The sequence below is a fragment of the Bradyrhizobium sp. ORS 285 genome (genome assembly GCF_900176205.1).
Lineage (GTDB): Bacteria > Pseudomonadota > Alphaproteobacteria > Rhizobiales > Xanthobacteraceae > Bradyrhizobium.
The window spans coordinates 4,967,037-4,993,448 of record NZ_LT859959.1 but is presented as its reverse complement, the minus strand read 5'-3'; the positions used below and the strand labels follow the sequence as shown (position 1 = coordinate 4,993,448).

At 65.4% G+C, this 26,412-nt stretch carries 24 protein-coding genes; 15 read left to right on the top strand and 9 right to left on the bottom strand.

The genetic code is table 11. The annotated features are described in order from the left end of the window. Positions 1–63 precede the first annotated feature (63 nt). From BRAD285_RS22505 to BRAD285_RS22490, 4 genes are read left to right on the top strand one after another with little or no spacing between them, the layout of a single operon-like run. A complete protein-coding gene (locus BRAD285_RS22505) occupies positions 64–909 on the top strand; it encodes an ABC transporter ATP-binding protein (protein WP_006614887.1) in 846 nt (281 codons plus the stop codon). Continuing rightward, positions 906–1,682, top strand: coding sequence for an ABC transporter permease (locus BRAD285_RS22500; RefSeq protein ID WP_006614888.1), 777 nt, complete (start codon positions 906–908; stop codon positions 1,680–1,682). The genes BRAD285_RS22505 and BRAD285_RS22500 overlap by 4 nt, the downstream gene beginning before the upstream one ends. Beyond that, positions 1,679–2,440 carry an ABC transporter permease gene (locus tag BRAD285_RS22495; protein WP_006614889.1) on the top strand — a complete coding sequence of 254 codons (762 nt, stop codon included), beginning with the start codon at positions 1,679–1,681 and terminating at the stop codon, positions 2,438–2,440. Before BRAD285_RS22500 ends, BRAD285_RS22495 begins: the two co-directional genes overlap by 4 nt. Before the next feature lie 32 nt (positions 2,441–2,472). Next, positions 2,473–3,519, top strand: a complete 1,047-nt coding sequence (locus BRAD285_RS22490) for a hypothetical protein (protein ID WP_006614890.1) — start codon at positions 2,473–2,475, stop codon at positions 3,517–3,519. Positions 3,520–4,593: 1,074 nt separating this feature from the next. Here BRAD285_RS22490 and BRAD285_RS22480 read toward each other — a convergent pair. The 5 genes from BRAD285_RS22480 to BRAD285_RS22460 are packed head-to-tail and all read right to left on the bottom strand — an operon-like array spanning position 4,594 to position 10,312. After that, positions 4,594–5,580: a 3-hydroxybutyryl-CoA dehydrogenase gene (locus tag BRAD285_RS22480; protein ID WP_006612956.1), complete on the bottom strand. Its 987-nt coding sequence runs from the start codon at positions 5,578–5,580 to the stop codon at positions 4,594–4,596. After that, positions 5,577–6,671 carry an NAD/NADP-dependent octopine/nopaline dehydrogenase family protein gene (locus BRAD285_RS22475; RefSeq protein ID WP_006612955.1) on the bottom strand — a complete coding sequence of 365 codons (1,095 nt, stop codon included), beginning with the start codon at positions 6,669–6,671 and terminating at the stop codon, positions 5,577–5,579. The genes BRAD285_RS22480 and BRAD285_RS22475 overlap by 4 nt, the downstream gene beginning before the upstream one ends. 12 nt (positions 6,672–6,683) lie before the next feature. Then, complete coding sequence (locus BRAD285_RS22470) at positions 6,684–8,198, bottom strand: class I adenylate-forming enzyme family protein (RefSeq protein WP_006612954.1); 1,515 nt, start codon at positions 8,196–8,198, stop codon at positions 6,684–6,686. Positions 8,199–8,201: 3 nt separating this feature from the next. Further along, entirely contained in the window at positions 8,202–9,488 is a 1,287-nt protein-coding gene (locus BRAD285_RS22465; protein ID WP_006612953.1) for an acyl-CoA dehydrogenase family protein, read from the bottom strand. Beyond that, positions 9,485–10,312: an alpha/beta fold hydrolase gene (locus BRAD285_RS22460; RefSeq protein WP_035647084.1), complete on the bottom strand. Its 828-nt coding sequence runs from the start codon at positions 10,310–10,312 to the stop codon at positions 9,485–9,487. Before BRAD285_RS22460 ends, BRAD285_RS22465 begins: the two co-directional genes overlap by 4 nt. A gap of 170 nt (positions 10,313–10,482) precedes the next feature. Between BRAD285_RS22460 and BRAD285_RS22455 the strand changes: the two genes are divergently transcribed. From BRAD285_RS22455 to BRAD285_RS22440, 4 genes are all read left to right on the top strand, one after another. Continuing rightward, the gene (locus BRAD285_RS22455) at positions 10,483–11,244 is read left to right on the top strand and encodes an SDR family NAD(P)-dependent oxidoreductase (RefSeq protein ID WP_006612951.1); all 762 of its coding nucleotides are present in this window, start codon (positions 10,483–10,485) and stop codon (positions 11,242–11,244) included. A 42-nt stretch (positions 11,245–11,286) separates the two neighbouring features. Then, entirely contained in the window at positions 11,287–12,123 is an 837-nt protein-coding gene (locus BRAD285_RS22450; protein WP_006612950.1) for an enoyl-CoA hydratase family protein, read from the top strand. Positions 12,124–12,210: 87 nt separating this feature from the next. Then, positions 12,211–14,559: a bifunctional salicylyl-CoA 5-hydroxylase/oxidoreductase gene (locus BRAD285_RS22445; RefSeq protein ID WP_035647082.1), complete on the top strand. Its 2,349-nt coding sequence runs from the start codon at positions 12,211–12,213 to the stop codon at positions 14,557–14,559. 54 nt (positions 14,560–14,613) lie between these two features. Next, complete coding sequence (locus tag BRAD285_RS22440) at positions 14,614–15,861, top strand: flavin-dependent oxidoreductase (protein ID WP_006612948.1); 1,248 nt, start codon at positions 14,614–14,616, stop codon at positions 15,859–15,861. A 124-nt stretch (positions 15,862–15,985) separates the two neighbouring features. Here the strand turns inward: BRAD285_RS22440 and BRAD285_RS22435 are convergent, their stop codons facing one another. The 3 genes from BRAD285_RS22435 to BRAD285_RS35475 are packed head-to-tail and all read right to left on the bottom strand — an operon-like array spanning position 15,986 to position 17,897. Beyond that, on the bottom strand, positions 15,986–16,444 hold the full coding sequence (locus tag BRAD285_RS22435) for a cupin domain-containing protein (RefSeq protein ID WP_006612947.1): 459 nt from the start codon (positions 16,442–16,444) through the stop codon (positions 15,986–15,988). Between the two features lie 20 nt (positions 16,445–16,464). After that, on the bottom strand, positions 16,465–17,637 hold the full coding sequence (locus BRAD285_RS22430; protein ID WP_006612946.1) for an ABC transporter substrate-binding protein: 1,173 nt from the start codon (positions 17,635–17,637) through the stop codon (positions 16,465–16,467). Then, on the bottom strand, positions 17,634–17,897 hold the full coding sequence (locus tag BRAD285_RS35475) for a hypothetical protein (RefSeq protein WP_139020647.1): 264 nt from the start codon (positions 17,895–17,897) through the stop codon (positions 17,634–17,636). The genes BRAD285_RS22430 and BRAD285_RS35475 overlap by 4 nt, the downstream gene beginning before the upstream one ends. Before the next feature lie 69 nt (positions 17,898–17,966). Here BRAD285_RS35475 and BRAD285_RS22425 point away from each other — a divergent pair, with 69 nt between their 5' ends. From BRAD285_RS22425 to BRAD285_RS22410, 4 genes are all read left to right on the top strand, one after another. Further along, positions 17,967–18,461, top strand: a complete 495-nt coding sequence (locus BRAD285_RS22425; RefSeq protein WP_006612945.1) for a MarR family winged helix-turn-helix transcriptional regulator — start codon at positions 17,967–17,969, stop codon at positions 18,459–18,461. A 175-nt stretch (positions 18,462–18,636) separates the two neighbouring features. After that, a complete protein-coding gene (locus tag BRAD285_RS22420; RefSeq protein WP_006612944.1) occupies positions 18,637–20,313 on the top strand; it encodes a benzoate-CoA ligase family protein in 1,677 nt (558 codons plus the stop codon). Positions 20,314–20,334: 21 nt separating this feature from the next. Beyond that, on the top strand, positions 20,335–20,778 hold the full coding sequence (locus BRAD285_RS22415) for a RidA family protein (RefSeq protein ID WP_006612943.1): 444 nt from the start codon (positions 20,335–20,337) through the stop codon (positions 20,776–20,778). A gap of 84 nt (positions 20,779–20,862) precedes the next feature. After that, positions 20,863–21,096 (top strand): hypothetical protein, encoded by a 234-nt coding sequence (locus tag BRAD285_RS22410; RefSeq protein ID WP_006612942.1) that lies wholly within the window; start codon positions 20,863–20,865, stop codon positions 21,094–21,096. Positions 21,097–21,101: 5 nt separating this feature from the next. Here the strand turns inward: BRAD285_RS22410 and BRAD285_RS22405 are convergent, their stop codons facing one another. Next, complete coding sequence (locus tag BRAD285_RS22405; RefSeq protein WP_006612941.1) at positions 21,102–21,659, bottom strand: DUF1236 domain-containing protein; 558 nt, start codon at positions 21,657–21,659, stop codon at positions 21,102–21,104. Between the two features lie 694 nt (positions 21,660–22,353). Between BRAD285_RS22405 and BRAD285_RS22400 the strand changes: the two genes are divergently transcribed. From BRAD285_RS22400 to BRAD285_RS22390, 3 genes are all read left to right on the top strand, one after another. Next, entirely contained in the window at positions 22,354–23,319 is a 966-nt protein-coding gene (locus BRAD285_RS22400; RefSeq protein WP_087877731.1) for an IS110 family transposase, read from the top strand. Between the two features lie 412 nt (positions 23,320–23,731). Next, entirely contained in the window at positions 23,732–24,007 is a 276-nt protein-coding gene (locus tag BRAD285_RS22395; protein WP_006611702.1) for a hypothetical protein, read from the top strand. Between the two features lie 92 nt (positions 24,008–24,099). Further along, positions 24,100–25,251 (top strand): IS110 family transposase, encoded by a 1,152-nt coding sequence (locus tag BRAD285_RS22390; RefSeq protein WP_087877664.1) that lies wholly within the window; start codon positions 24,100–24,102, stop codon positions 25,249–25,251. Positions 25,252–26,412: the final 1,161 nt, after the last annotated feature.

Below are 26,412 nucleotides of genomic sequence, written 5' to 3'. Positions count from 1 at the left end.
GCGGCAGTCCTCGAGCAATATGGTGGAGCGTGTGAGCGTGCTGCATCGGAAAGAGAAGCTGACATGGGCGTGACCCCGATCCGACCTGGCCAACTCGCGGGCGTGCCGCTCGGCCGCCGTGCGGCCACGCCGATAATCGAGATCGATCACGTCTCGCAGGTGTTCAAGACCTCGTCGCGCCGCGACCACGTCGCGCTGTCGGATATCTCGCTCTCGGTGGAGGAGGGCGCCTTCGTCTCCATCCTGGGTCCCTCCGGCTGCGGCAAGTCGACCTTGCTCTACATCGTCGGCGGCTTCGTCAAGCCGACCAGCGGCGCCGCCAAGATGAAGGGCAAGCCGATCACCGGCCCCGGCACCGATCGCGGTCCGGTGTTCCAGGAGTTCGCGCTGTTCCCGTGGAAGAGCGTGCTCGGCAACGTCATGTATGGCCCGCTGCAGCAGGGCATGAAGGCGTCGAAGGCCGAGGCGCTGGCGCGGACCTTGCTCGCGATGGTCGGCCTCACCGGGTTCGAGAAGTTCTATCCCAAGGAGCTGTCCGGAGGCATGAAGCAGCGTGTCGCGCTGGCTCGCACCTTGGCCTATGGCCCCGAGGTGCTGCTGATGGACGAGCCGTTCGGCGCGCTCGATGCGCACACCCGCACGCGGCTGCAGAACGACCTGCTCGACATCTGGGAGCGCGACCGCAAGACCGTGCTGTTCGTGACGCACTCGGTCGAGGAAGCCGTGTTCCTCTCCGACAAGGTCGTCATGATGTCGCGCTCGCCCGGCCGCATCCGCGAGGTCATCGACATCGACCTGCCGCGGCCGCGCCGCCGCGAGGAGCTGCTGCTCGATCCGCGCTATCAGAACTACATCGTCGAGATCGAGCGCATGTTCGACGCCTCCGGCGACAACGAGCTGCCGTCATGAATGGCGTCTTGAAGCCGCTCGCGCCCGTGCTGGCCTGCTGCGGGCTGTTGCTTGCGTGGCAGCTCGCCTCGCTCGGGCTGAAGAACGACAGCTTCCCGACCGCGCTGGAATCGCTGCGCGCGATCCCGCCGATCCTCACCGACAAGGAATCGCTGATCAACATCCTGGCCTCGCTGCGGCGGATGGCGATCGGTTTCGGGCTCGCGCTGGCGTTTTCGATCCCGCTGGGATTGCTGATGGGCCGCAGCCGCGCCACCGCCGCCTTCTTCAATCCGCTGCTGATGCTGATCTATCCCGTGCCGAAGGCCGCACTGATGCCGATCATCATGCTGTGGCTCGGCGTCGGCGACATCTCGAAGACGCTGGTGATCTTCCTCGGCGTCAGCCTGCCCGTGATCTATCACAGTTTTGAGGGCGCCAAGGCGGTTGAGGAGAAGATGCTGTGGTCGGGCGCCGCCATGGGGCTGTCGCCGGCCGAGCGCCTGCTGCGCATCGTGCTGCCCGCCGCGCTGCCGGAGATCCTCACCGGCTGCCGCACCGGCCTGGTGCTGGCGCTGATCACGATGGTGACGAGCGAGATGATCGCCCGGCAGTCCGGCGCCGGCAACATCCTGTTCAACGCGCTCGACATGGGCCAGTACGACACGGTGTTCGCGATGATCATCATCGTCGGCGCGATGGGCATCTGCCTCGATGCCGCGTTCGAGATCGTCAGGCGCGCCCTGGTGCGCTGGTCGGAGCCGCAATTCGACATGCCCCTGAGCTTCTCATGACGCGCTCCTCCAACGATATCCTTTTGGGCGCGGCACCGATCGCGTTGGTCCTGCTGCTATGGCAAGGCCTCGTGTCGTTCGGCTACGCGCCGGCGACCCTGCTGCCGCCTCCCGGGCAGGTATTTCTTCGTATGGGCCAGCAGCTCTCCAGCGTCACGTTCCAGCAGGACATCGCCGCAACCCTGTTCCGGCTCTTCGCCGGCTTCGCTATCGCCGTCATCATCGGCGTGTCGCTCGGCATCGCCGCCGCCGTCAGCCCGCCGATCAACGCCGCCGTTAAGCCGATCGTCCGCGTGCTGGCGCCGCTGCCGAAGGTCGCGCTCTATCCGGCCTTCCTGCTGCTGCTCGGCTTCGGGCACGAATCCAAGATCATGCTGGTGGCGGCTGATGCGCTGTTTCCGATCCTGCTGTCGACCTATTACGGCGCGACCACCATCGAGCAGAAGCTGATCTGGTCAGCGCTCGCCGCCGGCACAAAGCCGCGTGACGTGCTGTGGAAGGTGGTGCTGCCGGCGGCGATGCCCTCGATCCTGACCGGCTGCCGCATCGGCCTCGTGATCTCCTGCATCGTCGTGTTCCTCGCGGAGATGATCACCTCGACCGACGGGCTCGGCCACGTTCTCGTCACCGCCGCGCGCACCTTCCAGGCGGTCGACATGTTCGTGCCGCTGATCACGATCTCGCTGCTGGGCCTCATTCTCAACGCCCTGCTGCAGGGCTTGCGCGCCTATCTGCTGCGCGGCTTCCCTTCAGTCTGATACACAACCAACAACAATTCGGGAGAACGACCATGCTGGCGGATCGCATCGAGGCGAAATGGATCGACGCATTCTGCGAGATCTTCGAGCGCTGCGCCGTGAAGGCCGGCGACACCGCCGCCATCCTGTCGGAGACGCAGTCGCGTCCGCTCAACGTGCACATCGCCGAGCTGGCGCTATTGCGCATGGGCGCGCGTCCCTTCCATGTCGTGGTGCCGACCCCGCGTAATCCGCATCCCGTGCCGGTGCGCTCGACCGGCGCCTCGGAGGCGATCGGCAAGCTCGGCCCCGTCGTGACGGCCTTGCAGCAGGCCGGCTTCGTCGTCGACTGCACCATCGAAGGCCTGATGCACGCCGTGGAGACGCCGGACATCCTCAAAGCCGGCGCGCGCATTCTCGTGATCTCGAACGAACATCCCGAAGCGCTCGAGCGCATGCGGCCCGATGCGGCGCTGGAAAAGCGCGTCCGTGCCGCCGCCAAGATGCTGCGCGGCACCAAGCGGATGCGCGTGACGTCGAAGGCCGGCACCGATCTCGACGTCGTCATGGAGGGTGCCTCCACCGTCGGCGTCTGGGGCTGGACCGATCGTCCCGGCACGCTGGCGCATTGGCCGGGCGGCATCGTCGTCAGCTTCCCCAAGAGCAAATCGGTCAACGGCACCATCGTGATGGCGCCGGGCGACATCAACCTCACCTTCAAGCGTTATCTGTCGTCACCCGTCACGCTGACCATGCGGGACGACTACATCACCAACCTGGAAGGCGAGGGCGCCGACGCCGCGATGATGCGCGCCTATCTCGCGTCCTGGGGCGACCGCGAGGCCTATGCCGTCTCGCATGTCGGCTGGGGCATGAACCCCGGCGCGCGCTACGAGGCACTGACCATGTACGACCAGCGCGACACCAACGGCACCGAACTGCGCGCCGTCCCCGGCAACTTCCTGTTCTCCACCGGCGCCAACGAATTCGCCGGCCGCTACACCGCCGGCCATTTCGACCTGCCGATGATGGGGACGACGATCGAGCTGGATGGGGTCGCCGTGATCAAGGCCGGCGTGCTGCAGGACGTGTTCGGCTAATTTCCCCGGTGGGTCGCAAGCACTCGCCCTGGGGACAGTCTGCTCCCCTCCCCGCAAGGGGGAGGGGAGTGCACCGTGGTCGCGGAGGCAGGTCGCCTCAAACGGCGAAGAGAGTCGATGACGATCCGCAGCCTCGAGGCATATTCCGAAAAAAATAAATCACTTGCCATTTTTCGGAATATATGGTTCTCTCTCCCCATCCCGCCTCAAGCAGAAGGGGCGTAGCGCGCGATCGTCACGACACGCGAGGCGGGGAGCGGTGGCCGCGAGAGGTCGCAGCGTTTTCGGCAACGAGGGCGCGGACGAACAATCGCTCGCGGACGGTCAAGTCGCGTGGTCCTGGCCTCCCGACGCTGAGGTCAAGTTCGTGCTGGTGCTGACGCATCACGTGAACGACGGTGGCCAACAAGCCCGGCGCACCGGGGAGATCGCGAAGCAGCCGTAAGCCCATCGCGCAGGGAATGCCGGCGTGTTCCGGCTTTGCCTGTGGTACCTGCCGCCTGCATTTTTTTCCGCAGGCGGGCCATGGGTGAGGCTGTCACCCGGCATTCCCTGCGCCCTCTGCATGTTTGCGAGGGACGAACTGATCGCACAACTCGGGCGCAACGCGCTGCGAGATCGCAATGACACGTCCGCGATGTCGTAGCTGTTTGAAGCGTGAATTTGCCGCACCCACAACTGTCGTCCCGGACAAGCCATGACGCGCGCCAGCGCGGCATGGCGCCGATCCGGGACCCATACTCCGCAGCAGAGGTGATGGGCACAATGCCAATGACCAGCCTGCCTCAAACAGGTTCCTGGGGGTATGGATCCCGGCGCCGCGTGCGCAATTGCGCACTAGGCCGGGACGACGGCGGAGTTTGTTGTTGCAGTCGCCGCTAACATCGGTCGATAGCTCCGGGCGCTGCTGCCGTAGGGTGGGCAAAGCAGCCGCCCGCAGGGCGGTTGCGTGCCCACCATCTATCCAGGCAAGCGGAAGCGAGACGGTGGGCACGGCGCGAGAGAGCTCAGCTTACAATGTGCAGCGTGCCACGCGCCTTTGCCCACCCTACGTTTCCACGGCCCCTGCCGCCCTCAATCCACCACCGGCGGCCGGGCCAGCTTGAAATGCCTGAGCATCTCCACCAGCGCCCCAAGCCGCTGCTCGCGATAGGCGCTCACATCCATCCCGGAATAATCGAGAAACCCCGCCCCTGTCCGCAAGCCAATGCGCCCCTCCGCCATGTTGCGCTCGATCACGTCAGGCGCGCGGTAGCGGTCGCTGCCCAGCGCGCCTTCGAGATAGCGGCTGGCGTAGTACAGGATGTCGCCGCCGCCCCAGTCGATGAATTCGAGCAGGCCGAGCACAGCGTAGCGGAAGCCGAAGCCGTAGCGGATCGCCTTGTCGATCTCCTCGGCGCTGGCGACGCCTTCGCCGACCATGCGCGCGGCCTCGTTCATCGCCAGCGCCTGGATGCGCGGCACGATGAAGCCCGGCGTCGCCGCGCACACCACCGGCACCTTGCCGATGCCTTCGAGCAGCGCCTTCAGCCGCGCCGTGACATCGGGATCGGTGGCCTTGCCCGGCGAGATCTCGACCAGCGGGATCAGATAGGCGGGATTGAGCCAATGCGCATTGAGAAAGCGCTCGGGCTTCTCGATCGCTCCGGAAAGATCATCGACCAGGATGGTGGACGTCGTCGACGCGATGATGACGTCAGCGCCGACGGCGCGCGAGACCGCACCGAGCACCTCGCGCTTGAGATCGACGATCTCCGGCAGGCCCTCGAACACCAGCGTGGTCTGCGCCAGCACATCGTGGCTCGCCGCCGCCGGTGCGACGGCGATCTTGCCCATCAGCCTGTCGACATCGGTCGCTTGCAGCATCCCGAGGCGCGCCAATGTCGCGAACGTCGCGCTGATCTCGCCGCGCGCGTCGCGCTCGAGCTTGGCGAACTCCTCGGCGGTGCGCGGCTTGATGTCGATCATCGTGACGGGATGACCGGCATAGGCGAAGGCCACGGCGATGCCGCGGCCCATGCGGCCGGCGCCGAGACAGGTGATGTGTCCGCGCGCGCTCATGCCGCGAACCCATTGCGCAGCAGCGTCTGCAAGGCGGATCGATCGAGACCGCCGAGACCGAGGCTCGTGAGCGTGCGCCCCGTCGCCATGAAATCCTCACCACAGATCGCGCCGCCGATGGCGAGGAAAGCGCGAGCCAGCGGCGTCGCGGTGCCGGTCAGCTCCGCCGCGGAGATCAGGAATGAGAGTCCGAGCCGAAGATCCTCGCGCATGTAGCGATGCTGCGTCAGCACCAACTGCTCGCGCCAATCGCCGGAGTCGGTGAGCCGGTCATGCGAGCCGCGGCCATACATCCAGATCTCGCCTTCCCTCGCGTAGTGATGCGCCAGCGGGAAATGCGGCGCGCCATAGCCGAGCGCCTCGCGCACCGCGATCCGTTCCGCGTCCAGCGCATCGGTCACCCGGCGGATCGCGGGCTGCGTGCCTTCCTTGTGGATGTCCCAGCGCTCGAAATGCTCGATCGGCCCGGCATTCATCACGATCAGCGGCGGATGGATGATGCAACCGGCATTCATCAGCGCGCCGGACAGCGCATCGCCGCACGGCTCGATCACGCCGGGGAACGCCTTGCCGATCACGGCGAGCGCATGCTCGGCGGTGTTCAACGGGAAGACGCCGACCGGCAGGCGCTTGGCGCGAATCGTGATCGCGACCTCGAACGGCCCGTGCTTGCGCGTCAGCCAGGGCAGGGTGCCGGTCTCGGCGTAGCTGACGCGAGCCGTGTTGCCGGCGTCGCGCGCGGCGGCGGCGAAAATCATCGTGCCGAACGTCGCGGGCGGCAGGAACACGACCTGGCTATCGGTGAGATGTCGCGCGAGCTGTTTAGCGATGTCGGCTTGCGCAAAGGCCGGCGCCGGACAAAGGATCAGCTCGGCGCCGCTGACCGCCTCGCCGATATCGGTCGTCACCAGCGCGAGCTTTGCCTCGTGCCGGCCGTTGACGTCCTTGACGGTGATGGTCGAGCCCGCCGCTCTGTGCTGCGCCACAGCTTCCACATCACGGCGCCAGAACCGGACCTCGTGGCCTGCCAGCGCGAAATCACCCGCCGCCGCGAACGAGCCGTTGCCGCCGCCGAGCACTGCTATCTTCACAAGCGGATCTCCTTATCGATCATCTGGCCTCTGGCGCAGCAGATGGTGCTGCACCTTGCCGAGCGCGGTGCGCGGCAGATCGTCGACGAAGACAATATCGCGCGGCACCTTGTAGCGCGCGAGCTGCGATTGCAGATGCGCGCGCAAGGTCTCCGCATCGAGCGCGCAATCCTTGCGCTTGACGACGAACGCGACCGGCACCTCGTCCCAGCGCGGATCGGGCCGGCCGATCACGCCGCAATCGACGACGTCGGGATGCTCGCCGAGCACGCGCTCGATCTCGGCGGGATAGACGTTCTCGCCGCCCGAGATGATCATGTTGTTTTTTCGCTCGAGCACGAAGAAGTACCCGTCGGCGTCGCGCTGCGCGATGTCGCCGGTGCGGTACCAGCCATCGTGAATCGCCTGCTGCGTGGCTTTGGCATTGCCCCAATATTCGAAGAACACATTGGGCCCGCGCACCGCGATCTCGCCGGCCTTGCCGGCCGGGAGCTCGTCGCCATCGCGGTCGATGATCTTCGCCTCGCAGCACAGCCCGGGCAGTCCCGTCGAGCCCTCGCGCGAGAGATCGCCGCCGAGCCGCGTGTAGACGGCGATCGGGCAGGTCTCGGTCGAGCCATAGACCTGCAGCACCGGCACGCCACGCGCGGTGATGCGATCGATCAGCGCCGGCGGCACGATGCTCGAGCCGGTGGAGACGGCCTTGAGCGAAGACAGGTCAGTGTCGGCCCAGCCGGGGTGCTCAGTGATGGCCTGGATGGTTGCCGGCACCAGCACGGTCAATGTCGGCCGCTCGTGGACGATCGCCGCGAGCGTCGTGTCCGGCGTGAAGCGCGCATGCAAGGTGACCGTGGCGCCGTGATGCAGCGCCGGCGTGGTCTGGATGTTGAGGCCGCCGACATGGAACAGCGGAAGCACTGTCAGCACATGATCGTCCGAGGTGAGGCCATGCATATGCTGGCTCATCACCCCGTTCCACAGCAGCGCCTCCTGGCGCAGCACGGCGCCCTTCGGCCGGCCCGTGGTGCCCGAGGTGTAGACGATCAGCAGCGGGCAGGAGAGATCGATGTGCGGATTGCGATCATCGCCGTGACCGCGGGCGATCAGTTCGTCGATCGCCAGCCCGTTGGCCGGCGTAAAGTCGACGCCGACCGGCATCGTCTCGGGGTGCTGCTCCGCAAGCGCTGGCAGCACCGGCGCAAACGCCTGCTCGAGCACCAGCACCTTGGCGGCGGCATCCGACAGGATGAAGACCTGCTCGGCCACCGCCAGCCGCCAGTTCAGCGGCACCAGGATCGCGCCGAGCCGGGCGCAGGCGTACAGCAGGACCAGATAGTCCGGCCGGTTCAGGCTGAGGATCGCGACGCGGTCGCCGCGCCCGACACCGTATTCGGACTTCAGCGCCCGTGCCATCGACGCGATACGCGCGCTGAAGTCGGCATAGGTCAGCGTCGCGCCTTCGAAACGGATCGCCGGCTTGTCCGGCGTGAACGCGGCGTTGCGCTCGATCAGGCTGCAGAGGTCCACGCTCTACTCGTCCGTCTCGCCGGGCTCATACAGCGCCTCGCGGCCGATGCGATCCAGACAAAGCTCGGCGGTCCACGGCAGCATCAGCGAGCCGCAGCGGCTGTCGCGATAGATGCGCTCCAGCGGCAGGGTCTTCAGCATCGACTGTCCGCCACAGGTGCGGATGGCGAGCGCCGCGAGCTCGTTGGCGCCTTCCATCACCGAGTATTGCGCGGCGTAGGCGCGCAGTACCTGTTCCTTGGTCGGATTGGCGCGCGCCTCGGTCACCGCCTGGAACCAGATGCCTTTGATCTGCTCCAGCTTGATCTGCATCTGCGCCACCGCGATCTGCTTGGTCGGATACATCCGCCGCTTGACCGGCGGCATGCCCGGCACCTCGCCGCGCAGATATTTCACCGTGAAGTCATAGGCGGCCTGCGCCAGGCCCATATAGGTCGGCGACAAGGTCATGAACATGTGCGGCCAGCGCATCGCCGCCTGGAAGTAGACGCCCCGCGGCATCAGCGCCGCATCCTCGTCGACGAACACGTCCTTGAAGATCAGCGTGCGCGAAACGGTGCCGCGCATGCCCAGGGGATCCCAGTCGCCGACCACCGAGACGCCCTCAGCTTTGGCCGGGATCGCGAGATAAAGCGTGTTGCGCCGCGACGCCTTCTCGCCCTCGCTGATCTCGGTGCACAGCACGCCGTAGTAGTCAGCGTGTCCGGACAGCGAGGCGAAGATCTTCTTGCCGCTGACCAGCCAGCCGCCCTTGACCGGCTTCGCCTCGGTACCAAACGCAACGCCACCCGCCGCGGCCGCGCCGCCTTCCGAGAACGGCTGCGAGTAGATCGCGCCGTCCTCGACGATGCGCTTGTAGTGGATCGCGCGCCGCCGCTGGTGCTCGGCGCGGACGTCGTCGTCCATGTCGAGATCATCGGCGAGCGGACCCGACCACAGGGTCGAGCAGACGTGCATGTTCCAGGTCAGCGCGGTCGCGCCGCAATAGCGGCCGATCTCCGCGGCCGTCAGCGCGTAGGTCTGGTAGCCGGCGCCGAGCCCGCCGAGCGCCTTGGGAACGGAGATGCCGAGCAGGCCGGCGCGATGCAGGTCCTTGTAGTTCTCGGTCGGGAACGTCGCCTCGCGGTCCCAGATGGCGGCGCGCCCGGCCAGCACGCTCTGGCCGAGCTGTCGTGCGCGAGTGATGATGTCGGCCTGCTCAGGCGTCAGCCGATACGCAGCCGGATCGAACATCGGCGCATCGAGCGCCTCACCGGATGCCGTTGCCGTCTTCTGGACCTGGATGGTCATCGTGCCTCCGCAGTCGTCGTGGCGTATGATTTCAGAAAGGAGTCGAGCGCAGCGTTGAATTCGCCGGGACGTTCGAGATTGACGAGATGACCCGCGCCTTCGAGCTCGACGTATTGAGCGCCGGGAATGAAGCCCGCCATCTTCTCCATCATCGGCGCCGGTGCGTTGCGATCCTTCGATCCCGACAGCACCAGCGTCGGCACCTTGATCTCCTTCAGGGCCTGCCGCCGGTCGAAGCCGAGCAGCGCCAGCATGCTGGCGCGATAGCTCGCCTCGGGCACGCCCGCCATGCAGGAGGTCGCGAGTTCGAGGCCCTGCGGGTCGGGGTCGTCGCCGACCAATTCCTTCACGAGGTCCGGAGCCAGCGATGCCATCGTCGCGCCGCGATCGAGCGGCCCGAGGCGCGCCTCGATGAAGGCTTTCTGCCAGTCGCCATCGGCCTTGCCGAACGCCGGGCTGGTCTGCGCCAGCACCACAGCGCTCGCAGCCTGCGCATGAGTCATCAGCCATTCCTGGACGATCATGCCGCCGATCGAGTGGCCGACCAGGATCGGATTGCGGGCGTTGATCTGGATCAGGAAGTCCTGAAGCGCCCCGGCGAGAGTGGTGATGCTTGCCGTCTCGAGTCTGGCGGATTGCCCGTAGCCCGGCATGTCCCAAGCCACCGCATGGAAGCGCTCGCCGAAATGCGCAAGCTGACCGCGCCAGGCGCGCGCCGCGCCGCCGATGCCGTGCAGGAACACCAGAGTTTGCCGATCAGGCGCTCCCGCTGCCTCGTAGCCGAAGCGGCCGTCCTTCGTGGTCAGGATTTGCGACGGGGACACGCAGACCTCCGAGATCAGCCCGAGGCGCAACGCTGCTTGCTCCAGGGCCTTCGAACGCTAGCCGCGTCAACAAGAGTGTCAAGCCGCTTCGGCCGTGTTGTTGCAAAAATTTGAAGTTTAAAATAATCTGCAAGCTGCGATCGTATGGCAAGAAATAAGGAGACGCGCGCATGTCCGGACTGCCTGCAGCAGCGCATGCGATGGTCACGGGCGGCGGACGCGGGATCGGACGCGAAATCGCGCGCGCTCTGAAGCTTGCTGGCGCAACCGTGACGATCGTCGGGCGTAGCCGCGCAACGCTCGATGAGGCAATCGCGGCCGGCTCTGCCGACCACGCTGCCGTTGCTGATGTCGCCGATCAGTCGGCGCTGACTGCGGCGGTGACGGCTGCCGCCGAGCGGCAACCGATCACGATTCTCGTCGCCAACGCCGGCAGCGCGGAGTCCGCGCCGTTCCTGAAGTCCGATGCCGCGCTGTTCCGCCGCATGATGGACGTCAACTTCATGGGCGTGGTGCACGCGGTGCAGGCCGTGTTGCCAGCGATGAAGGCACAGCCTTACGGCCGCATCGTTGCGGTCGGGTCGACCGCGGGCCTTAAGGGCTATCCCTATGTCAGCGCCTACACGGCCGCAAAACATGCGGTCGTCGGCCTCACGCGATCGCTTGCCCTGGAGCTGGCCGCCACAGGCGTCACTGTCAACGCCGTGTGCCCTGGATTCACCGATACGGACCTCGTCGCCGACAGCGTCGACAACATCATGAAAAAGACCGGCCGCAGCCGCGAGCAGGCGGTCGCCGAACTGGCCAAGCACAATCCGCAGGGGCGGCTGATCAAGCCGCAGGAGGTCGCCGATACCGTGCTGTGGCTGTGCGGCACAGGCGCCGGCGCCATCACGGGGCAGGCGATCGCCGTCGCCGGCGGCGAAGTCTGAACCGCGTCTTCCAATCACAAGAACCGAGCACAGGGAGTCACCATGTCCAAACCCGCCAATCCCGTCACCGTGCCGCTGGCTGACTACAAGCCGAGCCATTTCCTGCTCACGGTCAAGGATCGCGTCGCGACGGTGACGCTCAATCGGCCGGAACGCAAGAATCCGCTGACCTTCGAGAGCTATCGCGAGCTGACCGACTTCTTCCGCGCCTGCGCGTTCGACGACGACGTCAAGGCGATCGTCGTGACCGGCGCGGGCGGAAATTTCTCGTCCGGTGGCGACGTGTTCGAGATCATTGGGCCACTGGTGAAGATGGACACCAAAGGCCTGACCGCGTTCACGCGGATGACCGGCGACCTCGTCAAGGCGATGCGCGCCTGTCCGCAGCCGATCGTCGCGGCCGTGGAGGGCATCTGTGCCGGCGCCGGCGCGATCGTTGCGATGGCTTCCGACATCAGGCTCGCCGCGACCGGCGCCAAGGTCGCGTTCCTGTTCAACAAGGTCGGTCTTGCCGGCTGCGACATGGGCGCCTGTGCGATCCTGCCGCGCATCATCGGCCAGTCGCGTGCGTCCGAGTTGCTCTACACCGGCCGCTTCATGAGCGCCGACGAGGGCGAGCGCTGGGGCTTCTTCAGCCGGATCGTTGCGCCGAACGACGTGCTGACGCAGGCCGTGGCGCTGGCCACCGAGATCGCGAATGGTCCGACCTTCGCCAACACCATGACCAAGCGCATGCTGGCGATGGAATGGGCGATGTCGGTGGAAGAAGCGATCGAGGCGGAGGCAGTTGCCCAGGCCTTGTGCATGACGACCGAGGATTTCAACCGCGCATTCGAGGCCTTTGCCGCGAAGTCCAAGCCTGTCTTCCAGGGCAATTGAGCCGCGTCGGGAACCGAAGGGGCTTGCCAGGAGATATTTTAGGTCTAAAATAGTTTCCATTGGCTCGGCTCTCCAGTGGAGGCGCTCATGAAGATCGCGATCATCGGCGGCGGACCTGCCGGTCTCTATGCGGCGATATTGCTCAAGAAGCAGCGGCCCAAGGCCGACATCGCGGTCTACGAACGCAACCGCGCCGACGACACGTTTGGCTTCGGCGTGGTGTTCTCCGACGCCACGCTCGACAATTTCGAAAAGCACGACCTGCCGAGCTACCAGCGCATCACCCAGGAGTTCGCCTACTGGGACGATATCGCCGTGCACTTCCGTGGCACCGTGCATCGAGTCGGCGGCAATGGCTTCTGCGGCTGCTCGCGTCGTACTTTGCTGCGCATTCTCCAGGAGCGCGCGAGAGAGCTCGGCGTCACCCTGCAGTTCGAGGTCGATCTCGAGGACGAGTGGCAGTTTGCGGATGCCGATCTGATGATTCTGTCGGACGGCATCAACAGCCGCTTCCGGCAGAAATACGTCGACCACTTTCAGCCCGAGGTCGATCTGCGCGCCAACAAGTTCGCGTGGATGGGCTCGACCAAGCCGCTCGACGCCTTTACCTTCATCTTCCAGGAGACGGAGTGGGGTCCGTTCATCGCGCACGCCTATCAGTATGAGGCGGGGCATTCGACCTGGATCTTCGAGACCGATCCCGAGACTTTCGAGAAGGCTGGCCTGACCGGTCTCGACGAGCGGCAGTCCGCCGACCGCATGAAGGAGATCTTCGGCTGGTTCCTCGGCGATCATCCGCTGCTGATCAACCGCTCGATGTGGCGCAATTTCCCGATGATCCGCAACAAGCGCTGGGTCAAGGACAACATGGTGCTGCTCGGTGACGCCAAGTCGACCGCGCATTTCTCGATCGGCTCGGGCACCAAGCTCGCGATGGAGGATGCGATCGCCCTGGCGGACGCCATGCAGCGCGCGCCGACCATTCCGGCGGCGCTCGATCTCTATGAGCACGGCCGGCGCGAGGAGGTCGAGAAGACCCAGCACGCCGCCGACGTCTCGCTGGTCTGGTTCGAGCATGTCGACCGCTTCTGGGATTTCGATCCGGTGCAGTTCGCCTTCGGCGTGATGACGCGCTCGAAGGCGATTACCTACGACAATCTCACGCTGCGCGCGCCGGACTTCGTGGCAGAGGTCGACAAGGCATTCGCCCGGCAGGTCCGAGCAAAGGGCTTCGATGTCGACGTCGACAAACCGGTCGCGCCGATGTTCCAGCCGCTCAAGTTGCGAGAGATGACGCTCGCCAATCGCGCGGTGTTGTCGCCGATGTGCATGTACTCGGCCGAGGAGGGCATGCCGGGAGATTTCCATCTGGTGCATTACGGCTCGCGCGCGATCGGCGGCGCCGGCCTGCTGTTCACCGAGATGACCTGCGTCAGTCGCGACGCGCGGATCACGCCTGGCTGCGCCGGTCTTTGGAACGATGGGCAGGAGGCCGCGTGGAAACGCATCGTCGATTTCGTCCACGCCAATTCGCAAGCGAAGTTTGCGCTGCAGCTCGGGCATGCCGGGCGCAAGGGCGCGACCAAGCTGATGTGGGACGGCATGGACCGTCCGCTGGAGCAGGGCGGATGGGATGTCGTGTCGGCATCGCCGCTGCCGTATTTCCCCGACAGCCAGGTGCCGCGCGAGCTCGATCGCGCGTCGATGGATGCAATCAAGGCGGACTTCGTCGCGGCGGCGGAGCGCGGTCACCGCTGCGGCTTCGATATGCTCGAGCTGCATTGCGCCCATGGTTATCTGCTCGCGAGCTTCATCTCGCCGCTGACCAACAAGCGGACGGACGAGTACGGCGGCTCGCTCGAGAACCGGCTGCGTTTCCCGCTCGAAGTGTTTACCGCGATGCGCGCGGCGTGGCCCGCGCACAAGCCGATGTCGGTCCGCATCTCCGCGACCGACTGGGCCGAAGGCGGCGTCACCGGCGACGACGCGGTGCAGATCGCGCGTGCGTTCGGCGAGGCGGGCGTCGACCTCGTCGACGTCTCGACCGGCCAGACGGTGCGGGAAGCCCGCCCGATCTACGGCCGCATGTTCCAGACGCCGTTCTCGGACCAGGTGCGCAACGAGGCTCATGTCGCGACCATGTGCGTCGGCAACATCACCACGGCCGACCAGGTCAATACTATCCTCGCCGCCGGCCGCGCCGATCTCGTCGCGCTCGGTCGTCCGCATCTCGTCGATCCCGCCTTCACCATGAAGGCGGCCGCCTGGTACGGCGCCGACATGTTCTGCCCGCCGCAATATCTGCCGGGCAAGGAGCAGATTTTCCGCAACAGCGTGCGGGAGCGGCAGGATTTCGAGGAGCTGAAGATTAAGGCTAAACCGAAAACGCGGGCGGAGCTGAAGGCCGAGGCTGCGAAGCCGCTTGCGGCGGAGTAAGCCGCTGTGCGACGCTGCCGGCCGGTGCGTGCAATGTAGGTGGAGTAGGGGACGATGAAGGCGATCATCGTTGGCGGCGGTATCGGCGGATTGACCACGGCGCTGATGCTGCGGGCGCGCGGCATCGATTGCGAGGTGTTCGAGCAGGCGGAGTCGATCCGCGAGCTCGGCGTCGGGATCAACACCTTGCCGCATGCGATCCGCGAGCTTGCCCAGCTCGGGCTGCTCGACCGGCTCGATGAGGTCGCGATCCGCACCTACGAGCTGTTCTATCTGACCCGGCGCGGCCAGGAGGTCTGGCACGAGACCCGCGGCGTCGACGCCGGCCATGATGTGCCGCAGTTCTCGATCCACCGCGGCCGGCTGCAGAGCGTGATCCATGAAGCGGTGATGCAGCGGCTCGGGCCGGAGAAGGTCCACACCGGTTGCCGGCTCGGATCCTTCACGCAGGACGAGGGCGGCGTCACCGCCTATTTCTTCGACCGCAGTGGCTCCCATGTTCACACCGCGCGCGGCGACGTGCTGATCGGCGCCGACGGCATTCATTCCAAGGTCCGGCAGACGCTGTTCCCGAACGAGGGCGCGCCGTGCTGGAACGGCCTGATGCTGTGGCGCGGCGCCACGGACTGGCCGGTGTTCCTGACCGGGCGTTCCATGATCATCGCCGGCGGCCTCAACGCCAAGGCGGTGATCTATCCGATCGCCGAGGGCTCGAGCCCCGCGACGCGCCTCACCAACTGGGCCGTGCTGGTGCGCATCGGCGATGCCAACACCGCGCCGCCGCGGCGCGAGGACTGGTCGCGGCTCGGCAAGGCTGATGAGCTGATGCCGCATGTCAACGGCTTCTCCATTCCCCAGGTCGACTTCGCCGCGATGGTGCGGGCGACGCCGGAGTTCTGGGAATATCCCTGCTGCGACCGCGATCCGCTGCCGTACTGGTCGAGCGGGCGCGTCACCTTGCTGGGAGACGCCGCGCATCCGATGTATCCGGTCGGCTCCAACGGGGCCTCGCAGGCGATCCTCGATGCACGCGCGCTGGCCGATGCGCTGGCCCGCTCGGAGCATCCGCGTCAAGCGCTGATGGCTTATGAGCAGAAGCGGCTGCCGATGACCGCGGAGATCGTGGCGTCGAACCGCCGTGGCGGGCCGGAAGGGGTGATCGATGCGGTGGAGCAGCTTGCGCCGCAGGGGTTCAGCGATATCAACACCATTCTGAACTACGAGGCTCGCGAAGGCATCGTGCGGGGCTATGCGAGCCGGGCTGGGTTCGCTGCGCGGATGGTGACGCGGCAGGCGTCCTAACCTCGGCTCGAAAGTACACCGCCCGTGCCGCTGCCCCTCACCCCAGCCCTCTCCCCGTGAAGGACGGGGAGAGGGGGTGCACTGTTTGCTGCGCGAACGCTCGTGACTCAAGCGCTCAGTCGCCTCACGCCCCCGGAGGGGGCGGGAGGAAGTGGATGTTGTGCTCGGCGGCGAGCTTCACGACGTCGTCGGGGTTCTGCTCGCGCATGTTGTGGATCCCCCAGAACAGCTCGTAGAGGCGCCGCGTCGGTGACACCCAGAACAAGGTCTTCGCGGTCTGCTGCGACTTGTTGAAGATGCCGTGCGGCTTGCCCATCGGCAGCCGCACCGTGTCGCCGGCGGTGGCGTATTCCTCGGCGCCGTCGAGGAAGAAGTCGAGCCGGCCTTCGAGGATGTAGAGATACTCGTCCTGGTCGGGATGGATGTGCGGCGGCACGAAGGTGCCGACCGGGAACGTCGCATGCCAGGAGAAGCTGTGCTCGGTGCGGCTCTTCGGCACGTAGACCTGGCCGAGGATGTTCCAGGAGATGCCCTGGATGCCCTCATTGGCCCGGGTGATGCCGGCGATTTCCGGATGGCTCATGGTGATTTCACTCCCTGTCGTTACTTGGCTGCGCAATCCTTGGCGTAGCGGTCGGCGTAGTTCTCGAACACCTTCTGCACGATCTCGGTCTGGAACTTGCCGTCGGGCCGCTTGGCGACCTTGGTCAGATAGAAGTCCTGGATCGGATAGCCGTTGGTGTTGAACTTGAAGTTGCCGCGCAGCGAGGCGAAATCGGCCTTCTTCAGCGCCGCGGCCACCTTGTCCTTGTCCGCGAGGTCACCGCCCACCGCCTTCACGGCGCTGTCGATCAGCAGCGCGGCGTCGTAGGCCTGCATCGCATAGGTACCGGGCACGATGTTGTAGGCAGCCTCGTAGCCAGCGACGAACTTCTTACTCTGCGGGTTGTCGAAGTTGGGCGCCCAGTTGGCGCCGCCGAACATACCCACGGCCGCGTCCTGCTGCGCGGGCAGGGTGGATTCGTCGACCGTGAACGCCGAGAGCACCGGAACGGTGTCGGCGAGACCCGCCTGCTTGAACTGCTTCACCAGGTTCACGCCCATGCCGCCCGGCATGAAGGTGAACACGGCGTCCGGCTTCTGCGATGAGATCTTGGACAGCTCCGGCTGGAAGTCGAGCGTGTTGAGCGGAACGTAGGATTCCTCGACGATCTCGCCCTTGTAGTCCAGCTTGAAGCCCGCGACGGAGTCGCGCCCGGCCTGGTAGTTCGGAACCAGCAGATACATCTTCTTGTAGCCGCGGTCCTGCGCGACCTTGCCGAGCACCGCGTGCACCTGGTCGTTCTGATACGAGGTCACATAGAAGAACGGGTTGCACTCCTTGCCGGCGTAGCTGGACGGACCGGCATTCGGGCTCACCAGGAAGGTCTTGTTCTCGGTGACCGGGCGGTGGATCGCCTGCAGCATGTTGGAGAAGATCGGGCCGACGACGAAGTCGACCTTGTCGCGCTCGAGCAGGCCCTTGACCTTGGTGATCGCGGCGTCCGGCTTCAGCTCGTCGTCGGCGACGACCACCTCGACGTCCTTGCCGCCCATCTTGCCGCCGAGGTCCTTGATGGCGAGATTGAAGCCGTCGCGGACCTGTCCGCCGAGCGCGGCAGCGGGGCCGGACAGGGTGACGATGACGCCGATCTTGATCTTGTCGGCGGCCAGCGCCGGCTGCGCCAGCAGGCACGCCGCGACGCCGAGACCGGCCAGCTTCGAACTCACTTTCATGACAACTCCCCCGGGATGCGGAAATTCAGGTTTTGTTTTTGGCACCTGACCGAATGATGGGTCAGACCGCAGCTTGGAGCCAAGCCTAGTCTGATGATGCCCCGAGCTGCAAGCGAGCTGCTTGCGGAAAGGGCAGTTTCGGCCGTATGCAAGCGGCGCGCCAATTGCTTGAAGGTTAAAGGAATTGCCTTGCTGATCGTCTGGCGCAAATGGCGGTACGTTTTTCCTTGCTCCCGCGTGGTCCTGAAGGTCAAACTCATGAGCCGCGCCGACGAGGCTGAACTTGCTTCAAATGATCCCCTCTCAAGTGATCCCCAAGTGATTCCGTCATGACGCTTGATTCCGAGACCAAGGCCGTCGAGCTGCCCGAGGACCATGCCGAGGAGCTGCGGCTGTGGCTGCGCCTGCTCACCTGCACGACCCTGATCGAGGGCGAGATCCGCGGCCGGCTGCGCGAGCGCTTCGACGTGACCTTGCCGCGGTTCGACCTGATGGCGCAGCTCGACAAGGCGCCCGACGGCATGACCCTGTCCGACGTGTCCAAGCGCATGATGGTGTCGAACGGCAATGTCACCGGGCTGGTCGAACGCCTCGTTGAATCCGGCCATCTCGATCGCCGCACCTCCGACACCGACCGCCGCGTCCAGGTGATACGGCTGACCAAGCTCGGCCGTGCGGAATTCCGCAAGATGGCCACCGAGCACGAGACCTGGATCGCCGACATCTTCGGTGATCTCACCGAGAAGGACGTGCGCGAACTGATGCGGCTGCTCGCCAAGACCAAGGGCTCCGCACAGAAGGCCGTGCAGCGCCGCCAGGACTGAGGCCGGCCTGACAAGACGCCGCAGGCCAGCCGCTGCATACGGCAAACGCTCAAACAATTTGCGGGCAGTGCACAATCTTCGGCTCTCTTCGCCTCTTGCGCCCAAATGTTTTAAGTCTAAAATGTTTAGGACTGAAACGTGCCGGGCGTCCTTCCCTTTGAGACAGGAGCGTGTGATGGCCACTGCCGCCAAGGTTCAGCAGCCGGAGAGCGCGCATAGCGCCCACGTCGACACCTTCGCCCAGGACAATCTGCCGCCGCGCGAGCTTTGGCCGGACTTCGTGTTCAGCCGTCCCGAATTCCAGTATCCGCCGCGGCTGAACTGCGTGACGCATTTCCTCGACCGCTGGGTTGCGGAAGGCCGTGGCGATGCGCCCTGCATCATCAGCACCGAGGTCAGCTACACCTATCGTGAGCTGCAGGCGCTGGTGAACAAGATCGCCAACGTGCTGGTCGGCAAGCTCGGCCTCGTTCCCGGCGGCCGCGTGCTGCTGCGCTCGGCGAACAACCCGATGATGGTCGCGACCTATCTCGCGGCGATCAAGGCCGGCGGCATCGTGGTGGCGACCATGCCGCTGCTGCGCGCAAAAGAGTTGTCCTATCCGATTCAGAAGGCGCAGATCGCGCTGGCGCTGTGCGACGGCAAGCTCGCCGACGAGATGGAAAAGACCCGCCCGGTCGCGCCGGCGCTGAAGCAGGTCGTGTATTGGGGCAACGGGCAGCCCGACGCGCTGGAAGCGCTGATTGCGGACGCAAGCACCGACTTCACTGCGATCGATACCGCCTCCGACGATCTCTGTCTGATCGCCTTCACCTCGGGCACGACCGGCGATCCTAAGGGCACCATGCATTTCCACCGCGACATGCTCGCGGTGTGCGACGGCTATGCCCGCAACGTGTTGCGCGCCAGCCCGGACGACCGTTTCATTGGCACCGCGCCGCTCGCCTTCACCTTCGGCTTCGGCGGCGTGCTGTTCCCGATGCATATCGGCGCGTCCTATGTCGTGCTGGAGAAGACCTCGCCGGACGATCTGTTGTCGGCCATCGAGCGCTATAAGGCGACGGTCTGTTTTACGGCGCCGACGGCCTACCGCGCCATGCTGAGCAAGCTCGAAGGCCGCGACATCTCCTCGCTGCGCAAATGCGTTTCCGCCGGCGAGACGCTGCCGAAGCCGACCTTCGATGCCTGGCTGAAGGCGACCGGGCTGAAGCTGATGGACGGCATCGGCTCGACCGAGATGCTGCACATCTTCATCAGCGCCGTCGAGGATGAGATCCGTCCGGGCGCGACCGGCAAGCCGGTGCCGGGCTACGAGGCGAAGATCGTCGACGACGAAGGCCGCGACGTGCCTCCGGGCACGATGGGCCGGCTCGCGGTGCGCGGTCCCACAGGTTGCCGCTACCTCGCCGACGAGCGCCAGCGCAAATATGTCCAGAACGGCTGGAACGTCACCGGCGACACCTATGTGATGGATGAGGACGGTTACTTCTGGTACCAGTCCCGCTCCGACGATATGATCGTGTCGTCGGGCTACAACATTGCCGGCACCGACGTCGAGGCGGCGCTGCTGACGCATCCGGCGGTCGCCGAATGCGGCGTGGTCGGCGCTCCCGACGACGCCCGCGGCATGATCGTGAAGGCCTATGTCGTGCTCGCACCCGGAGCGGAGGGCACGCCGGCGCTCGTGACTGAGCTGCAGGAACATGTCAAACGCGAGATCGCGCCGTACAAATATCCGCGCGCGATCGAGTTCGTGACGCAGCTGCCCAAGACCGAGACCGGCAAGCTGAAGCGGTTCGCCTTGCGGCAGATCGCGCAGGCCGCGGCCGCCGCTTCGGGCCCGGCCGCGTAGCAGAGACAGGGAGAGACGTTCGTGAGCACGACCAAAGCGCCCACGCTCGCCGTGGTGAAGCAGGACGATTCGAGCCTGCGCGTGCTGCAGCCGAGCGGCTGGCCGATGCCGAAAGGCTATGCCAACGGCATCAGCGCCGAGGGGCGCATCGTCGTCACCGGCGGTGTGATCGGCTGGGACGAGCAGGAGAAGCTGGCCGACGGATTCATCGCGCAGGTCCGGCAGGCGCTGCAGAACATCGCCGCTATCCTGGCGGTGGGCGACGCGCGTCCGGAGCATCTCGTACGGCTCACCTGGTACGTCGTCGACATGGACGAATATCTCGGCAATCTGAAGGAGCTCGGCAGGATCTATCGCGAGATCTTCGGCAGCCACTATCCGGCCATGGCGCTGGTGCAGGTTGTCAGGCTGGTGGAGAAGGCAGCGCGGGTGGAAATCGAGGCCACCGCGGTGGTGCCGCGCTGAGGCCCAGACCGGCATGGAGGTGGTGAGATCATGTCCCGCTATAGGAACCAGACTCGCCTCCGCGCCTTCTCCTCGATGGCACGCTTGATCTTCAGTGACTTCCGACAGCCCGCGGCCGCCGAGGCCTACGACATCGCGCTCGATTTTCTCTGGCGCACCGGGGCCGTCCGCGACGAGTTCGAGACCTATCAGTTCCTGGCGGCCGAGATCTCTCGGATGGTCGATTGTGGCCAGACCAACCGGCTCAGGATGGCGAACCTCGCCATTTCCGCGCATGAGCGACGGTTTGCGATCACTGAGGCGCCCGATATCGCCTGACGGGGTCAGGCGACGCCGGGCACGATCGCGACGACGCGGCGCGTGTGCTGGTCGACGATGACGAGCTTGTCCTGCACCAGCACATACTGATCGCCCCAATAGCCGTTCATGATCTGCGTGATCTCCGGCGGGATGTCCTGCAGCTGCACCTGTCCGGGAACGGCGCTGCCGATCATCATCTCGAACTGGGCCTGCTGCACCGGCGGCGCCCTCTGCTTGCTGATGACGTCCTTGACCTGGTTGCGCGCCTGATCGCTCAGCGACAGCGGCTGCGAGCTCTGCTCGATGGCGCGCTCGCGACCACCGGTGGCATCGGCCTGTCCAGCCGGGTCGTTCTTGCCGACGGCGCTTTCCGCCGCCTGTTGCGCCGGCATGGTGCGGCCGACTGTGGTGTCCGATGCCGACGAGGGATTGGCTCCGCCCGTCGGCGTGCCGATCGGATTGCTGCTGATCAACGGCCAGGCGATGAGGGCGAGGAACAGCACGGCGAGCGCGCCGCCGCCCGTGAGCGCCAACGTGCTGATGCGCCTGGGAGTGGGATCGTTGCGATCGTTGTCGATCATGGAAGCCTCCGTCAGATGCTGCGGAGCTAAGCATCGTCGCTGGCATCCGTTCCTCCTCGGGCAGCGTCCGATGCGCTTCCCCTCATGTCTGAGATCAACTGCGCATGACATCGCGTTCCCGCGACCTGTCCGGTCCGAGCTCTGTCGGTCGATGACGCCCTCAAATCGAGGGCGCAGGGAAGGCCGGGTGTCCACCACACCCGCGGCCCCCGTGCGACAGAAAATGCACGGGGCAGGAACCACAGGTGGGCCGAACATTCCGGCCTTCCCTGCGCGATGTTTTGTCGGCTTATACGTGGTCTCCCTGGTGCGCCGGGCTTGTTGGCCACCATTGTCCACGCGACGCGCTGGGCATCGCCGCGAACGTGACACCAGCTTCGGGGTGTCAGGACATCACGACTTCACCGAACGCCCCGCATCACTCGTCCGCGCGAAATGCGCATGATGCACGACGTCCACCGCGGCCCGCCTCGCGTGTCGTGACGATCGCGCGCTACGCCCCTTGTGTACGCGATATCTGCCAGAATGTGCGAACGGGCGGTTCTCGCAAAACCGCCCGTCGCTGGATCTGAGCCCGTTACGCCCCAAACGCGGCAGAGCCTGTATCAGAGCGAGGGACAGCTCCGGTGATCTTCCTCAACCCGAACAGTTGCAAGGGCTTCGAGCCCATACAAGGCAAGGAAGGGAGTGGATGATGACACAGATCGCAAATGGTGTCGCTGGTATCGATGTGGCCAAGGACAAGGTGGACGGCTGCATTCGGAAACTCGGAGTACGGCAGACATTCCCGAGCAGTTCGCTTGGGCATCGCCAGTTGGTGGCCTTGCTTCGCAAGCACAAGGTGACCAAGGCCGTCATGGAGGCCAGCGGCGGCTATGAGCGCGAATGGGCCAAGGCGCTGCGCGAGGCCGGGATAGAGGTGCGGATCGTCGATCCCAAACGGGTTCGCAGCTTCGCCTTGTCGGCGGGTCGACTGGCGAAGAACGACACGATAGACGCAGAGATGATCGCCTGGTTCGCCGAGACGTTCGACGAGGCACCGAGCCAGATCTACGATGCTGCACGCGAGGAACTGGCGGGGCTGGTGAAAGCGCGCAAGAATCTGATGGATCTGAAAACCCGTTTGCAGAACCAGACCGAGCATGTTGTGCCGGGATTGGCGCAGAAAGCCCATTCCCAGGTGTTGAAGACGCTCGCGGCTCAGATTGCGAAGCTCGAGGCTGCGATCTTCGCCAGGGTCAAGGCGACGCCGGAATTTGCCGAGCGCGCCGAGATCATTGAAAGTGTGCCGGGGCTTGCGGTCATGACCTCCGCGCTCCTCATCGCAGGAGCGCCGGAGCTCGGCAAGGTGAGTGATAGGATCGCCGCTGCCCTGATCGGTGTTGCCCCTTACGACGACGACAGCGGCAAGCGCCGAGGCGAGCGCCACATCAAGGGAGGTCGGCGCTGGGTGAGAAACGGCCTGTTCCTTCCCTGCCTCGGAGCAGCGACGCAGCATAATCCGGTGCTCAAGACCTACTATGAACACCTCATCGCCAAGGGCAAAGAGCCGAAAGTTGCCCTCATCGCCTGTATGCGCAAGCTGATCATCATCCTCAACACGATGATCGCCCGCGGCGAAAAATGGAATCCCACGCAGCCGCGCGTTGCGATGAACTGATCGAGCGCCACATGCGCTCGGTTCACGACCGAGCGCATGCCAAGCCAACAGGACGGCGAGCGGACGGGGTCAAGGCCTTCAGCCGCCGAAGGCGGGGGCGCGTCTCGCGCCAGCCTTGAGGCCGGCCGTTCGCCGGCCTACCTCAAAAGCACAGTTGCTCTTCGACGAGGCAGGTTGGGCGCAAGCATCGTGCTGATTTGCCCGACGGCACAAGGCCAGCGTGCTGCGACAAGGTAACGCGACGGGCAGTCACACACGACGTCACAGTTCGCAGGCATCCGGCTTCGTTAGTCGAACAATTGTGGTCGTCTGATGCCCGCACTGCCGAACGGCGGACGCGGGATGGTCATGGCGTAGACAACAACCTATTCGAACGTGGCCGCGCAATGGCGATGAGAGCAGGGGGGCAGACTTGGACTGGAAACTCTTCGTGACGGCGGCGCTGGCGGCTGCCATCGGCGCCGCAGCCGGCGTGTTCGTGGTGACGAGCACCGCAGGTGGCGGCATCGAGCATCAGGCCGACGCCAAGATGCTGGAAATCGGCATCGCCATCCTGCGCGAGCCGGCGCGGGTGGATGATGACCCGATGCGGTCATGGGCCGTGAAGGTGGTGGAGAAGAAATCGGGCGTGAGTTTTACGGACCCGCAGCGCGCGGCGTTGTTGAAGCGGGCGGCGGGAGGACGGTAGCGCGGGGGACGGTGCGTAGATTCCATGGGGGAGCGGTGAGCGAGCCCTTCCGATAGGTTTGGGTTTCCACACTCGAACCCTCGGAGAGTCAGATGCAGATATTGACTTTTGGCGCGCCCACCGCGGCAAACATTGGCACAATTTTCGCTGCGATTGAACTCAGTCAGAAGACCTGGCTGATCACGGTGCACAGTCCCGATCAGGGGCGCATGTCGCGCTACAAGCTGGAGGGCGGCGATCACGCCGGCCTGCTAGCGTTGATCGCCAAGATCCGGGTCCGAGCGGCGCAGAAGCTCGGATCGGAGCCGCGCGTGGCGAGTTGCTACGAGGCCGGCTATGACGGCTTCTGGCTGCACCGGCTGCTGGTGGCGGCTGGGATCGACAATCTGGTGTTCGACCCGGCCAGCATCGCGGTCGAGCAGCGGGCGCGGCGGGCGAAGACCGACCGGATCGACGGCGAGTTGCTGCTGCGGACGCTGATGGCCCATTTGCGCGGAGAGCCGCGGGTAGTCCGGATCGGCCGGGTGCCGACAGTCGAGCAGGAGGACGCCCGGCGGATCAGCCGCGAGCGCGACCGATTGGTCACCGAGCAGACTGCCCATACCAACCGGATCAAGGCGCTGCTGCGGCTGTCCGGGCTTCAGGTCGGCAACCCGCGCCGCCGCAACTGGCTCACCTGGCTGGAGCAACAGCGTGACTGGCAGGACCAGCCGCTGCCGCCCCATGTCATGGCCGAGGTCAAGCGCGAGCACGCGCGTCTGATGCTGGTGCGAGAGCAGCTCGCGGCGTTGGAGCAGAGCCAGGATACGACGCAGGCCTCTGCCGTTCCCGCGAGAATGGCCACGCGGCGGGAGCAGCTGCAGCGGCTCAAGGGTGTCGGACCGGCGTTTGCCACCACCCTGGCCGGCGAGCTGTTCTACAAGGAGTTCCGCAACCGGCGCGAGGTCGCGAGCTATTGCGGCCTGACGCCGAGCCCATGGAAGAGCGGCGGCATCGATCGCGAGCAGGGCATCAGCAAGGCGGGCAATCCGCACGTCCGTCAGAAGGCGATCGAGCTGACCTGGCTCTGGATCCTTCATCAGCCGGACAGCGCGCTCAGCCGATGGTTCAGGGCCCGCACGCTCAACGCCGGCAAGCGTGCCAGGCGCATCGCAATCGTGGCCCTGGCGCGCAAGCTCATCGTGGCGCTGTGGCGCTATCTCGAGACCGGCCTGGTGCCTGAGGACGCGCTGATGAAGGCCTAAAGCGGATTTGCGATCAGGCCCGCGGCTCGCCGCGGTCTTGCGAGGATGGATGATGACCGTGCCACCCTAGGGCTGTACCACCAGCCGTCTTGTAGATAGGTCTCATCCTCTTGGCTTCTCGCCGCAAGCATGCGGAACATGGGCTCGGATGCCGTCATCATCCGACCGGATATGAGGTGATGCAGCGGACAAGCTGCAGGATCTTCGAAGCCAGTCCTCGACCGTAGACCCCCGATACCCAGGCCGGCATCGCCATGCCAACCGCAAAGCCGCCGTCCGCTACAGCGCTATATGGAGAGCGCGCGGCCGTCGGCTTTGCTCCACCCACCAGTCCGCCTCAAGGATACGAACGAAAGCAGCCCCGAACCTATCATAGAGCCTTGACTCACAAGACCCCATATGAGGGTGGGCAAAGGCGCGCCCGGATCGCGGTTGTTTGTTGGAACTGCTTGATCGCGCCGTGCCCACCGTGCTGCGCGGTTGGACTGTCGGTGGGCACGCCATCGCGCGGCTTGCGCCGCCCGATGTCTTTGCCCACCCTACGGACTACAAACTTCGGCGCTGTGCGATACAGCGCCCTCTCCCCTTGTGGGAGAGGGCATGTGCGGCCTGTCCGAGCGCTCGGTTGGGTGAGGGGGTCTCTCCGCGAGTCGTGGTCGTTGTGAGAAACCCCTCACCCAACCGAGCTTGTAGAACTGTCCTACATGCCCTCTCCCACAAGGGGAGAGGGCGCATTCACGAGCATCGCGCTTGTTGCAAGAGGCAGCAGTAAAAAGTGGTTGTTTGTAATCCTTCGCGGAAACATCGTCGGTGGGCACGCCATCGCGCGGCTTGCGCCGCCCGATGTGTTTGCCCACCCTACGGACTACAAACTTCGGCGCTGTGCGATACAGCGCCCTCTCCCCTTGTGGGAGAGGGCATGTGCGGCCTGTCCAAGCGCTCGGTTGGGTGAGGGGTTCTCTCCGCGAGTCGTGCTCGTGGAAAAAGGACCCCTCACCCAACCGAGCTTGCAGAACTGTCCTACATGCCCTCTCCCACAAGGGGAGAGGGCGCATTCACGAGCATGGCGCTCGCTGCAAGAGGCGTGAGTAAGAATCGAGTATTTGTACTCCGTCAATCTGGATTGCTTCGCTGCGCTCGCAATGACGCGTAGCGAGAGCA

Coding starts and splice junctions, on each gene's coding strand:
- BRAD285_RS22505 (WP_006614887.1), top strand. CDS start 64: ATGGGCGTGACCCCGATCCGACCTGGCCAACTCGCGGGCGTGCCGCTC.
- BRAD285_RS22500 (WP_006614888.1), top strand. CDS start 906: ATGAATGGCGTCTTGAAGCCGCTCGCGCCCGTGCTGGCCTGCTGCGGG.
- BRAD285_RS22495 (WP_006614889.1), top strand. CDS start 1,679: ATGACGCGCTCCTCCAACGATATCCTTTTGGGCGCGGCACCGATCGCG.
- BRAD285_RS22490 (WP_006614890.1), top strand. CDS start 2,473: ATGCTGGCGGATCGCATCGAGGCGAAATGGATCGACGCATTCTGCGAG.
- BRAD285_RS22480 (WP_006612956.1), bottom strand. CDS start 5,580: ATGAGCGCGCGCGGACACATCACCTGTCTCGGCGCCGGCCGCATGGGC.
- BRAD285_RS22465 (WP_006612953.1), bottom strand. CDS start 9,488: ATGACCATCCAGGTCCAGAAGACGGCAACGGCATCCGGTGAGGCGCTC.
- BRAD285_RS22455 (WP_006612951.1), top strand. CDS start 10,483: ATGTCCGGACTGCCTGCAGCAGCGCATGCGATGGTCACGGGCGGCGGA.
- BRAD285_RS22450 (WP_006612950.1), top strand. CDS start 11,287: ATGTCCAAACCCGCCAATCCCGTCACCGTGCCGCTGGCTGACTACAAG.
- BRAD285_RS22445 (WP_035647082.1), top strand. CDS start 12,211: ATGAAGATCGCGATCATCGGCGGCGGACCTGCCGGTCTCTATGCGGCG.
- BRAD285_RS22440 (WP_006612948.1), top strand. CDS start 14,614: ATGAAGGCGATCATCGTTGGCGGCGGTATCGGCGGATTGACCACGGCG.
- BRAD285_RS22435 (WP_006612947.1), bottom strand. CDS start 16,444: ATGAGCCATCCGGAAATCGCCGGCATCACCCGGGCCAATGAGGGCATC.
- BRAD285_RS22430 (WP_006612946.1), bottom strand. CDS start 17,637: ATGAAAGTGAGTTCGAAGCTGGCCGGTCTCGGCGTCGCGGCGTGCCTG.
- BRAD285_RS35475 (WP_139020647.1), bottom strand. CDS start 17,897: ATGAGTTTGACCTTCAGGACCACGCGGGAGCAAGGAAAAACGTACCGC.
- BRAD285_RS22425 (WP_006612945.1), top strand. CDS start 17,967: ATGACGCTTGATTCCGAGACCAAGGCCGTCGAGCTGCCCGAGGACCAT.
- BRAD285_RS22420 (WP_006612944.1), top strand. CDS start 18,637: ATGGCCACTGCCGCCAAGGTTCAGCAGCCGGAGAGCGCGCATAGCGCC.
- BRAD285_RS22405 (WP_006612941.1), bottom strand. CDS start 21,659: ATGATCGACAACGATCGCAACGATCCCACTCCCAGGCGCATCAGCACG.
- BRAD285_RS22400 (WP_087877731.1), top strand. CDS start 22,354: ATGACACAGATCGCAAATGGTGTCGCTGGTATCGATGTGGCCAAGGAC.
- BRAD285_RS22390 (WP_087877664.1), top strand. CDS start 24,100: ATGCAGATATTGACTTTTGGCGCGCCCACCGCGGCAAACATTGGCACA.